The sequence below is a fragment of the Leucobacter aridicollis genome (genome assembly GCF_013409595.1).
GTDB classification, from domain to species: domain Bacteria; phylum Actinomycetota; class Actinomycetes; order Actinomycetales; family Microbacteriaceae; genus Leucobacter; species Leucobacter aridicollis.
The window spans coordinates 2,310,914-2,322,387 of sequence record NZ_JACCBD010000001.1 but is presented as its reverse complement, the minus strand read 5'-3'; the positions used below and the strand labels follow the sequence as shown (position 1 = coordinate 2,322,387).

Annotated in this window: 11 protein-coding genes; 9 read left to right on the top strand and 2 right to left on the bottom strand. The window is 66.3% G+C overall.

Annotation, left to right across the window (positions count from 1 at the left end; genetic code table 11):
* Positions 1-67 precede the first annotated feature (67 nt).
* Positions 68-322: a hypothetical protein gene (locus tag BJ960_RS10780; protein WP_119279058.1), complete on the bottom strand. Its 255-nt coding sequence runs from the start codon at positions 320-322 to the stop codon at positions 68-70.
* Between the two features lie 87 nt (positions 323-409).
* Between BJ960_RS10780 and BJ960_RS10775 the strand changes: the two genes are divergently transcribed.
* Both BJ960_RS10775 and BJ960_RS10770 read left to right on the top strand, forming a co-directional pair.
* On the top strand, positions 410-877 hold the full coding sequence (locus BJ960_RS10775; RefSeq protein ID WP_121072969.1) for a MarR family winged helix-turn-helix transcriptional regulator: 468 nt from the start codon (positions 410-412) through the stop codon (positions 875-877).
* 83 nt (positions 878-960) lie between these two features.
* Complete coding sequence (locus BJ960_RS10770; RefSeq protein ID WP_185987287.1) at positions 961-2,319, top strand: M16 family metallopeptidase; 1,359 nt, start codon at positions 961-963, stop codon at positions 2,317-2,319.
* Between the two features lie 64 nt (positions 2,320-2,383).
* Here the strand turns inward: BJ960_RS10770 and BJ960_RS10765 are convergent, their stop codons facing one another.
* On the bottom strand, positions 2,384-3,904 hold the full coding sequence (locus BJ960_RS10765) for a biotin carboxylase (RefSeq protein ID WP_185987286.1): 1,521 nt from the start codon (positions 3,902-3,904) through the stop codon (positions 2,384-2,386).
* Positions 3,905-3,945: 41 nt separating this feature from the next.
* Here BJ960_RS10765 and dapB point away from each other — a divergent pair, with 41 nt between their 5' ends.
* The 7 genes from dapB to BJ960_RS10730 all read left to right on the top strand — a co-directional run bounded on the left by dapB (position 3,946) and on the right by BJ960_RS10730 (position 11,473).
* On the top strand, positions 3,946-4,701 hold the full coding sequence (gene dapB, locus BJ960_RS10760; protein WP_185987285.1) for a 4-hydroxy-tetrahydrodipicolinate reductase: 756 nt from the start codon (positions 3,946-3,948) through the stop codon (positions 4,699-4,701).
* Positions 4,698-5,147, top strand: a complete 450-nt coding sequence (locus tag BJ960_RS10755; protein WP_121072961.1) for a hypothetical protein — start codon at positions 4,698-4,700, stop codon at positions 5,145-5,147. Before dapB ends, BJ960_RS10755 begins: the two co-directional genes overlap by 4 nt.
* 125 nt (positions 5,148-5,272) lie before the next feature.
* Positions 5,273-6,871 (top strand): APC family permease, encoded by a 1,599-nt coding sequence (locus BJ960_RS10750; RefSeq protein WP_185987284.1) that lies wholly within the window; start codon positions 5,273-5,275, stop codon positions 6,869-6,871.
* Between the two features lie 489 nt (positions 6,872-7,360).
* Positions 7,361-8,170 (top strand): thymidylate synthase, encoded by an 810-nt coding sequence (locus BJ960_RS10745; RefSeq protein ID WP_185987283.1) that lies wholly within the window; start codon positions 7,361-7,363, stop codon positions 8,168-8,170.
* Entirely contained in the window at positions 8,167-8,667 is a 501-nt protein-coding gene (locus tag BJ960_RS10740) for a dihydrofolate reductase (protein WP_307814600.1), read from the top strand. Before BJ960_RS10745 ends, BJ960_RS10740 begins: the two co-directional genes overlap by 4 nt.
* Positions 8,668-8,804: 137 nt before the next feature.
* Positions 8,805-9,782: a 4-hydroxy-tetrahydrodipicolinate synthase gene (dapA, locus tag BJ960_RS10735; protein ID WP_121072953.1), complete on the top strand. Its 978-nt coding sequence runs from the start codon at positions 8,805-8,807 to the stop codon at positions 9,780-9,782.
* Positions 9,783-9,796: 14 nt separating this feature from the next.
* Positions 9,797-11,473 carry a ribonuclease J gene (locus tag BJ960_RS10730; protein WP_121072951.1) on the top strand — a complete coding sequence of 559 codons (1,677 nt, stop codon included), beginning with the start codon at positions 9,797-9,799 and terminating at the stop codon, positions 11,471-11,473.
* Position 11,474: the final 1 nt, after the last annotated feature.

Sequence of the window (11,474 nt, the reverse complement as noted above, 5' to 3'; positions counted from 1 at the left end):
CGAGAGGGAAGCGGCGGGCGCCGTGCTGTTGGGAGGCGCCGCAGGGGGGTGCGGCGCCGGGGTGGTGTTACTTGTCGCGGCTGGGGATGAGCCCGAACGCGATCCAGAACCCGATTGCGTCGACGACGATGCCGCCGCCGAACAGCCAGAACGCCCACTCGTGCATGCTGAACGCGAGGGCCATCATGTAGAACCCGCCGAAGACGAGCACCATGGCGAGGACGACGAGCAGCACCTCGGAGAACGGCATGCGGGGCGTCGGGCTCGGCTCGAACAGGCGTTCCTGTGCCGGCTTCTCGGGGGCGGATTCGCCGAGAGACATAACTTACCTCACTAATGATTTGTGCGCTAATGAATGCGATGCGAATTAAGTATAGGCGAGCCCAGGGAAATGCGCGACAATGAGAGCATGAATGACGTGGACCCGCTGCTACTGGAGCGTCAGGTGTGCTTCGCACTCTCTGTCGCGTCGCGAAGTGTGATTGGGGCGTACAAGCCCGTCCTCGACCCGCTCGGCATCACGCACCCGCAGTACCTCGTCATGCTCGCGCTCTGGGAGCACCGGCAGCTCTCGCTCAACGGCCTCGCCCAGCTGCTCAGCCAGGAACCGTCGACGCTCTCGCCGCTCGTCAAGCGCCTCGAACGCGAGGGGCTCGTCGCGCGCGTGCGGAGCACGAGCGACGAACGCAAGCTCGAGATCACCCTCACCGACGCTGGTGAGGCGCTGCGCGAGCAGGCGGTCGCCGTCCCAGCGGAGATGGCGCGCAGACTCGGCATGACAGTCGAGGAGCTCACCGGGATCCACGAGTCGATGCTCCGCCTCGTCGAAGCCGCGAAGCGGGCCGGCGTGGCCGACGAGCTGGCTCCTGGGAACTGATCCTGATCGGCGCGCGTCAGCGTTGCGCGTGCCGCCGCGACGCACTGACCGGTTTCCCCGCCGCGGCGGGCTAGTCTGGTGTGATGCGCGAACCCATTCTGTTTCCCCTCGACCTGCCCGAACTCTCCGTTGAGCTTGGCGGCGGAACGATCCGACGGACGGTGCACCCCAGCGGGCTGCGCATCCTGACCGAGCACATGCCGGCCGCGCGCTCGGCGACAGTTGGCTTCTGGGTTGGCGTCGGCTCGCGCGACGAGCAGGCGGAGCGCACGGACGCGCCAGGCAGCCTCGGCTCGACGCACTTCCTCGAGCACCTGCTCTTCAAGGGCACGCCGAGCCAGGACGCCTACGAGATCGCCACAAGCTTCGACCGCATCGGTGCCGAGCACAACGCGCTCACCGCCAAGGAATACACCTGCTACTACGCGAAGGTGCGCGACGCGGACTTCGAGCACGCGGTCGGCTCGCTCGCCGACATGGTCACGAACTCGGTGCTCGACGCCGACGAGTTTGAGATGGAGCGGGGCGTGATCCTCGAGGAGCTCGCCATGGCCGCCGACGACCTCGGCGACGTCGCGAGCGAGCGCTTCTTCGAGGAAGTGCTGAAAGACCACCCGCTCGGGCGCCCGATCGGCGGCAACCCCGACACGATCCGCGCGGCCAAGCGCGACGACGTGGACCGCCACTACCGTGACCGCTATGATCCGTCGACGCTCGTCGTCACCGCCGCCGGCGCAGTGGACCACGACAGGCTCGTCGAGATGGTGCTCACCGCGCTCAACGCATCCCACGAAGAGCGGTGGCACACCGACCGCGCCGGAGTCCCTGAGCGCCGGGAGCGCGGCGGCCTGGAACCCCTCGATACCCGCACGGCGGGGGAGAGCTTCGTCACCGTCGAGCGCCCAAGCGAGCAGATCAACCTGTTGCTCGGCGCGCCGGGGTTCGTCGCGGGAGACCCGCGCCGCTTCGCGTTCGGCATGATGAACTCCGTCCTCGGCGGCGGTATGTCGAGCCGCCTGTTCCAGGAGATCCGCGAGAAGCGCGGGCTCGCGTACACGACCTATTCGTTCGGCGCCAGCTACTCAGATGCCGGCCTGTTCGGAATCTTCGCCGGCAGCGCGCCCGAGAAGACCGCGCAGGTGATCGAGCTCAGCAAGCAGGAGCTCGCCAAGATCGCGGCAGACGGCATCACCGATGAGGAATTCGAGCGCTCGCTCGGGCAGATCGCAGGATCGTCGGCCCTCGCGCTCGAGGACACCGAGACCCGCATGGGGCGCCTCGCACGTGCCGAGCTCGGCGCCGGGGAGTTCTATGACCTCGACACCTCCCTCGAGCGGTTCGAAGCGGTGACCGCCGACGAGATCAAGGCCGTCGCGACGCACTTCGCGAACGCGCCCTTGACCGTGGTCGCCGTCGGCGACACCGGCAAGATCACCCGCTAACGACGTCGGCGCCCCGACCACCCCAAGGGGCTGGTCGCGGCGCCGACGGGTACGCCGCCCCGAATTACTCGCCGCGGAGGCGGCGGAGACCCGCGCGCCAGTAGCGCTGGATCGTCGGAACCTTCTTGCCCTCGTACTTGCCGAGGATCGACGGGATGAGCTGCTTCGTGCCCTCGGTGAGCGCGTAATGCTCCTCCTGCGAGCGGCGGCGCGTAATCAGCATGCCGATGTCGACGCCCTGCGACACGATCTCGCCGGGGCCGCTGCTCCGGAACCAGAACGCGTCGTTCGGCTCGGAGATCTCCTGCCAGTCGATGTCGGGGGAGACAAACTCAAGCGACCCACCCGCGCCGACCCGGTAACGGCCGGTGCGGGGCGCCACGGTCGTGCGCTCAGTCTGCGGGCGCTGGTGCTGGATCACGAGCGTGCTCCAGGTCTGGCCAGCGACGGCCGCGCTACTCTCGGCGTGAATCTCGTCGAGGTCAAGCGTGAAATCGGCCCCCGAGTGCTCGAGCACGTGGAACGCGAAGAGCGGCAGTGCCGGGTGGGTTTCCGTCGAGCCGGGCGCCGTCGAAAGCCCCTGCAGGTTCGAGTGCGACGATGAACCGCTGATGCGCGGGTTGAGTTCGCCGAGGTAGACCTCGCCGGTGTCGGTGTCGAGCAGCGTGCTCACCTCGAGGATGCCGCGGTAGCCCTCCTGCGCGAGCCGGTCGCAGAAACGCCGGACGACGTCCGAGACTCGGGCGCGCGTCTCCTCGCTCACGAGCGAGGGGTACATCTCGCTGCCGGCCCAGCCGCCCTTATAGCGCGTGAGCTCGGGGTGGCCCGTGATCTCACGGAGTACGGGACCGACGACGGTACCCGCGCTCGTGATGACTGCCTCGGTCGCGAGCGGCTGGTGGTTGATGTAGCGCATCACCTTGATCGTCGGCGCCGAGGCGCCAGCGCCCGAGATCTCGCCAGCGATGCGGTCAAAGTCCGCGCGCGATGAGACGAAGTACGTGGTGCGGCCGGAGTCGCCATACGGCAGCTGGATCACCAGGTTTTCGCCGAGGTTGTGCTGCTCCGCCTGGGCGCGGAGATCGTCCCAACCGGAAATCGTCGTGAGAATGTTCGGCACGCTGAAGGTCCCCGCCTCATTGCCGAGCTCGGTCGTGACGATCTTCGAATCAAGGCGCTTCCGCAGCTTGATCGACGGCATGATGAGCTCGTACCCGAGCTCGGCGCAGAGCCGCTCCGACTCCTCATCGAACATCGCGATCGCGATCTGCGGGGTGTAACCGGCCGGAGTGCGCGTGCGGATGTGTGCCTGCACCTGGTCGTTCTGCAGCAGCCAGTTGACGACATTGATGTTGCCGCGCGGCTCAAGCTTCGGAACGTTGCTCGGAGAGAAGCATCGCGGGTTCTTGCCGTCCCAGCTGTCGCTCAGCGTGATGTAGCTGAACCCCGCAACCGCGCGGTCGACGCCCAGGAGGTTCGTCGCGCTTCGGCTGAGGTAGAAGATCGGTTGCGGGGACTCTGCGAGGTATGTCTTGATCTCGTCGAGAGTGCGGAGCGTCGCCTGAGGGCGCTGAGCAGCAGTCATACATCGAGGCTACCCCAGCCGAGCCTCGCTAGACTCGAAACATGAGTGCGAGTGTGACGAGTGTTGCGGTTGCCGGGGCGTCAGGGCGGCTCGGCACGTTGATCTGTGAAGTGGTCGACAGCCACCCCGAGTTCGAGCTTGTCGCACGGCTGTCGAGCCGGAGCGGGGACGCGGACGGCGCGGACGCGCAGATCTTCGTTGACGTCACGACACCCGAGGCCTCGCCGGGGCTCGTCGAGCGCGCGGTGCGGCGCGGGCAGAAGGTCCTCGTCGGGACGAGCGGCTGGTCGTCCGAACGCATCGCCGGTCTCACCGATCTCGTGACGGAGGTCGAAGGCGCGGGCGTCATCGTCGTGCCAAACTTCTCGCTCGGATCCGTGCTCGGAACCGCGCTCGCCCAGATCGCCGCGCCGTACTTCGACTCGATCGAGGTCATCGAGGCGCATCACCAGGGGAAGATCGATTCGCCCTCCGGCACCGCCGTGCGCACCGCCGAGCTCATGGCCGAGGCGCGCGAGCGCGCGGGCCGCGGCCCGGTGGAGTCGCCCTATGCCGATCAGCGAGCCCGCGGCGAACTCGTCGCCGGGATCCCCGTGCATAGCCTCAGGCTCGCGGGGGTTGTCGCGAAGCAGGAGGTGAGGTTCGGCGGGGCCGGGGAAGTGCTCACCGTGCAGCACGACACCATCTCGGGCGAGAGCTATGTCGCCGGAATCCGGGCGGGGCTCGAAGCCGTGCGTGACGCGGCGGGCCTGACCGTCGGGCTCAACCGCGTCCTGGGCCTCGGAGCGGACCTGTGAACCCCCGCGTCCGCGCGGTGCTCGGCGTCTCGCTGATGAGCACGCTCCTCGTGCTCTACTTTGCGTTCGCCGGTTTCAAGGCGGTCGCTCTGCTCGCCACCGGGGACCCCATCGCGATCCTCATGGGAGTCGCGTTGCTCGTCTTTCCCGTGATCGGTGCGTGGGCGCTCGTCCGCGAGATCATGTTCGGATTCACCTCGACGAAGCTCGTGGACGCGCTCGCGGAGTCGGGCGACCTCCCCGAAGAGCTCGTCGACGTCGAGGTCTCCAGGGCCGAGGTGCGCGAGGTCGCCGACGCGGCATTCCCGAAGTACCGCGAGGCTGCCGAGGGCCCGGGGGCCGGGTGGCAGGAGTTTATGCGGCTCGGGCTCGTCTACGACGCCGCTGGCGACCGAAAACGCGCCAGAAGTGCGATTCGGCAAGCGATTTCGTTGAAGCGTGGCTAATTTCGTTCAATATCGACGGTGAATTAGGGCATATCGCTCCAGTCTGCTTACAATCTTCCGCGTACACGATGGCCTGCCCACAAGGCACGAGGCCGTTGAAATCCGATGGAGGACGATAGAACGCGATGAGTAAATACGACCTCGGCGACGCCGACCCGGCTACCCGAACACTCGATTCAGTTTCGGGTATCAGTAAGAAGGGTCTCGAATCCGGCACCGTGGGTGTGATGGGCGCGCTCGTCATCGGTCTTTCGGTCTGTGCCCCCGCGTACACGCTGACCTCGGCGATCGGCCCCGCCGCGAGCGAGGTCGGCTACCAGACTCCCGCAATCTTCCTCATGGGCTTCATTCCGATGCTGCTCGTGGCGATCGGCTACCGCGCGCTGAACACGGCGATGCCCGACTCGGGAACCTCGTTCACCTGGGCGACACGCGCATTCGGGCCCTGGATCGGCTGGATGGCCGGCTGGGGCCTCATCGCTGCCACCGTGCTTGTGCTCTCGAACCTCGCCGGCATCGCGGTCGAGTTCCTGTTCCAATCGATCGCGATCATCGTTGATAACCCCGACATCGCGCTGCTGTCGGATAACAAGTTCATCAACATCGCCGTCTGCCTCGGCTTCATGGCGATTGCGACCTTCATCTCGTACCGCGGCATGACCTCGACGAAGATCTTCCAGTACATCACCGTGTTCTTCCAGGTTGCGGTCATGCTCTGGTTCGCGACCGCGATGTTCATCGGCGCGGCTGACCCGGCAAACACCGAGGGCCGCATGCCCGAGCTGTCGTGGTTCAACCCGCTCGAGGTCTCGAGCTTCAGCGCATTCGCCGCGGGCATCGCCGTCTCGATCTTCGTGTACTGGGGCTGGGACACCGTGCTCACGATGGGCGAGGAGACCAAGAAGTCGAAGGGCCGCGTCTCGACCGAGAGCAAGGCCGCGATGATCCTCGTGCTCATCCTCGTCGTCATGTACGTCGGCACCGCGGCGGCGACCGTCGCCTACGCCGGGATTGGCGACGGCCCCACGGGCCTCGGCAACACCGACATCGCAGAGAACGTCTTCGCTGCGCTCGCGCACCCCGTGATGGGCCCGGCCGCGATCTTCCTGTCGCTCGCGATCCTCGTCTCGGCGATGGCATCGATCAACTCGACCGCGATCTCGCCGGCGCGTACGCTGCTCGCGATGTCGCACTACGGTGCGATCCCCGCGTCGATCAAGAAGATCCACCCGAAGCACAAGTCGCCCTACGTTGCGCTGTTCCTCTCCTCGATCGTCGCGTCGGTCTTCTACGCGATCATGCGCTTCATCAGCGAGGACGTGCTGTGGGATACCATCACCGCCCTCGGCATGATGGTCTGCTTCTACTACGGCATCACGGCGCTCGCGAGCACCTGGTACTTCCGCAAGCAGGCGCCGCGTGAGGGCTTCGGCTCGCTGCTGTCCAAGGTGATCCTCCCCGGCCTCGGCGGGCTCCTGCTGCTCGTCGTGTTCGTGCAGACCACGATCGACAGCCTTGACCCGGCGGCCGGCTCCGGCAGCAGCATCGGCGGCATCGGCCTCGTCGGGCTCATCGGCATCGTGATGCTCGGCCTCGGCGTCGTGCTCATGATCATCCAGTCGCGCTTCTCGCCTCGCTTCTTCAAGGGCCAGGTACTGAGCACCGCTGATGCGACGAACGACACGTCGGCCATGGAGCTCTTCGACGACGGGCTCGACGGCTAACGTTTGACCCTTCCACAGGCCCGCGCTCGCGCGGGCCTGTGGTGTATCCGGGGGTGCCCGGTGGGCTGGCCCGGCCTCAGCTCAGCCTTAGCTCAGTCCACTCCAGACTCACCTCAGCCCTGCCTCAGCCCTGCCTCAGCCCTGCCTCACCCCAGCCCCGTCCGTATCCCTGGGATCTGCAGTTCCTATGCCGCTGGGGCTTTGGTGCGGGCAGATGTTCTGCAGATCCCATACGGTGCGCTCGAGTAGAGGATCGGTCGTATTCCTGGGATCTGCAGTTCTTATGCCGCCGGGGCTTTGGGGTGGGCAGACCTTTTGCAGATCCCATACGGTGCGCTCGATTAGGGGATCGGCCGTATCCCTGGGATGTGCAGTTCTTATGCCGCTGGGGCTTTGGGGTGGGCAGATGTTCTGCAGATCCCATACGTTGCGCTCGAGACACCCAGACACCCAGAGCACCCCACACCCAAGCGCGGTACGATTGACGGCATGAGTGCAGCTGCGATTCCGACACCGTACGAGGACCTACTCAGGGAAGTGCTCGAACACGGCACGCAGAAGTCAGATCGCACCGGCACGGGCACCCGCAGCCTCTTCGGCAAGCAGCTCCGCTTCGACCTGTCAGAGTCGTTCCCGCTCATCACGACGAAGCGCGTCCACTTCAAGTCGATCGCGATTGAGCTGCTCTGGTTCCTCCGTGGCGACAGTAACATCGGCTATCTCACCGAGAACGGCGTGAGCATCTGGGACGAGTGGGCCGACGACGAGGGCGAGCTCGGGCCGGTCTACGGCGTGCAGTGGCGTTCCTGGCCCACCCCTGGCGGCGGCCACATCGACCAGATCTCCGAGATCATCGAGCAGATCCGCACCAACCCCGACTCCCGGCGCCTGATCGTGTCGGCCTGGAACGTCGCGGACATCCCCGACATGGCGCTCGCCCCGTGCCACGCCTTCTTCCAGTTCTACGTCGCGGACGGCAAACTCTCGTGCCAGCTCTACCAGCGCTCCGCGGACATGTTCCTTGGCGTGCCGTTCAACATCGCCTCGTACGCGCTGCTGACGCTCATGGTCGCGAAGCAGACTGGGCTTGAGCCCGGCGAGTTCGTGTGGACGGGCGGCGATTGCCATATCTACGACAACCACGTCGAGCAGGTGACGACGCAGCTTGAGCGCGCCCCGTTCCCGTACCCGCAGATGAGGATCGCCGACCGCGACTCGATCTTCGACTACGAGTACGAAGACTTCGAGGTCGTCGGCTACGAGCATCACCCCGGTATTAAGGCGCCGGTGGCGGTGTGACGACGCTCGGCATGATCTGGGCGGAGGCCCGCGGCGGCGCGATCGGCCGCGACGGCACGATGCCGTGGCACCTGCCGGAGGATCTCGCCCATTTCAAGCGCGTCACCCTCGGCGCGCCCGTCATCATGGGCCGGCGTACGTGGGAGTCGCTGCCTGAGCGCTTCCGCCCGCTGCCGGGGCGCGAGAATGTCGTGGTCTCGCGCGATCCTGATCTCGTCATCGACGGCGCCCGGACCGCGACCACGCTTGCGGAGGCGATTCGCATCGCGGGCGGCGATCGCGCCTGGATCATGGGCGGCGGCCAGCTGTACCGCGACGCCATGCCGCTCGCGCACGAGCTCGTGGTCACCCGCATCGACATGGACGTGCCAGACGCAGACACGTTCGCTCCCAACATCGGCGATGACTGGGCCCTCGCTGACGGGGGAGCGCAGCTTGTCGCGGCGAACGGGCTCGGGTACCGGTTCGAGCGCTACGAGCGCGCGCAGGCGCGATAGCGCGATCAGGATCGCCTCACAGGTCCCGGCCTCGCCGCGCCCGGTTTCGGCGTCCGCGCGGGCGGATGCGGCGGTGCGGGGTGCAGTTTTGAGTAATGCTGGCGGTATCGCGCTGGCCGATCCGGTAGCCTAGTGAGGTGGCAAACGTAGAGAATCCTTTCGGGCAGGTGCTCGTCGCTCTCATCACCCCCTTCGACTCCGACGGTGAGGTTGATTGGGCTGCGACCGAACAGCACATTGAAGACTGCATCGTGAGTGGCGCTGACGGCATCGTCGTCACCGGCACCACGGGCGAGACCTCGACTCTTACGGACCCAGAAAAGCTGAAGCTCGTCGAGGTGGCCAAGTCGGTCAGCAGCGGACGAGCGAAGATCATCACCGGCGGTGGCTCGAACGAGACCGCGCACGCGATCGAGATGTACAAGGCGAGCGAGCGTGCCGGCGCAGACGGTGTGATGATCGTCACCCCGTACTACAACAAGCCGACCCAGGCGGGCCTGCTCACGCACTTCCGCATGGTGGCGGACGCGACCGACCTTCCCGTGATCCTGTACGACATCCCGGGGCGCGCGGGCATCCCGATCAAGTACGAGACGATCCTGCGGCTCGCGAAGCACCCGAACATCCTCGCCGTCAAGGACGCGAAGGGTGACCTCAGCGAGGTCAGCCGGGTGCTCAACCAGACCGACCTCATGTACTTCTCGGGCGATGACCCGAACGTGCTGCCGCACCTGTCGATCGGGGCGACCGGCCTTATCGGCGTGACCGCGAACATCGCCGCCGCGCCCTACCGTGTGATCGTTGACGCCGTCAACGCGGGCGATCTGCACACCGCGCGAGCCGCCCACCAGCAGCTTGAGCCCCTCGTCCGGGCCGCGATGACGCACGTGCCCGGCACGGTCGCGGTAAAGTACATCCTTCACGGCCTCGGCCGCATCTCAAGCCCGCGAGTCCGGCTTCCGCTTGTCGGGCCGGAGGAGTGGGAGGCCGCGCTCATCGAGGACGACCTGTCGCTCGTTCGCGACGTGCCGGGCGTCGACTTTTCAAACTTCAGGCCGGACCGCAACGCGGCTGCCGGCGGTGCTCTGCCCAAGATTGCAGGCACCACCCGCTAATAACAGGAGGCCCAGTGCCCAACCCCCCTTACGCCCCGCCCAAGCTCAAGAAGGGCACCCTACGCATTACGCCACTCGGCGGCCTCGGAGAGGTCGGCCGCAACATGACCGTCTACGAAATCAACGGCAAGTTGCTCGTGGTGGACTGCGGCGTACTCTTTCCCGAGGAGCACCAGCCAGGTGTCGACCTCATTCTGCCTGACATCACGCAGATCGAGCACCGCCTGCAGGACATCGTCGCGGTCGTGCTCACCCACGGCCACGAGGATCACATCGGCGGCGTCCCGTACCTGCTGAAGCGCCGAGAGGATATTCCCCTCGTCGGCTCGAAGCTGACCCTCGCGTTCGTCGAGGCGAAGCTGAAGGAGCACCGCATCCGCCCGAAGAGCCACCTCGTGGCCGAGGGCGATCGCGTGAAGTTCGGACCGTTCGACCTCGAGTTCATCGCGGTCAACCACTCGATCCCCGACGCGCTTGCCGTCGCGATCCGCACCGAGGCCGGCATGGTCATCGGCACGGGCGACTTCAAGATGGACCAGCTGCCGCTCGACGGCCGCATCACCGATCTTCGCGCGTTCGCGCGGCTCGGCGAAGAGGGCGTTGACCTCTTCATGACCGATTCGACGAACGCCGAGGTCCCGGGATTCACGGCGCTCGAGAAGGACATCGGCCCGGTCCTGGAGCGCGTCATCGAGAAGGCGAGCGGCAAGGTTGTTGTCGCGAGCTTCTCGAGCCACGTGCACCGCGTGCAGCAGGTGCTCGACGCGGCCTCGAAGAACGGCCGCCGCGTCGTGCTGCTTGGCCGCTCGATGGTCCGCAACATGAAGATTGCCGCCGATCTCGGGTTCCTCGATGTCCCCGAGGGCGTGCTCGTCGATCTCAAGAAGAGCGGCGACATTCCGGATCACCGCATCGTCTACATGTCCACCGGTTCGCAGGGCGAGCCGATGGCAGTGCTCAGCCGGATGGTGAACAAGGAGCACCAGGTCGAGGTCGGGTCTGGCGACACCGTGATCCTCGCATCGAGCCTCATCCCCGGCAACGAGAACTCGGTCTACCGCATCATCAACGGCCTCATGAAGCTCGGTGCGAACGTCGTCCACAAGGGCAACGCGAAGGTTCACGTGTCGGGGCACGCCTCAGCCGGTGAGCTGATGTACTGCTACAACATTGTGCGCCCGAAGAACGTCATGCCGATCCACGGCGAGTACCGCCACCTCATCGCGAACGCGGGCGTCGCCATCGAGACCGGTGTGCCGCAGAACCGCACGATCATTGCCGAGAACGGCACGATCGTCGACCTGCACGATGGCGTCGCGCGTGAGGTGGGCCAGCTCGCTATCGACTTCATCTACGTCGACGGCAAGAGCGTCGGCAAGGTGACCGACGACGACCTGCGCGACCGCCGCACGCTCGCGGAGGAGGGGTTCATCTCGGTGATCACCGTCGTCGAGACGACGCTCGGCCAGATCGTCTCCGGCCCGGAGATTCACGCGAAGGGCGTCGCCGAGTCCGACCACGTCTTCGACAAGATCAAGCCGCAGGTCGCCGACGCCATTGAGGCAGCGATGAAGGACGGCGTCACGGACCAGCACGCGCTGCAGCAGGTCGTGCGTCGCACGGTCGGCCGCTGGGTCGGCACCAAGCTCCGCCGCAAGGCGATGATCGTTCCCGTCGTGGTGGTGGTATAGC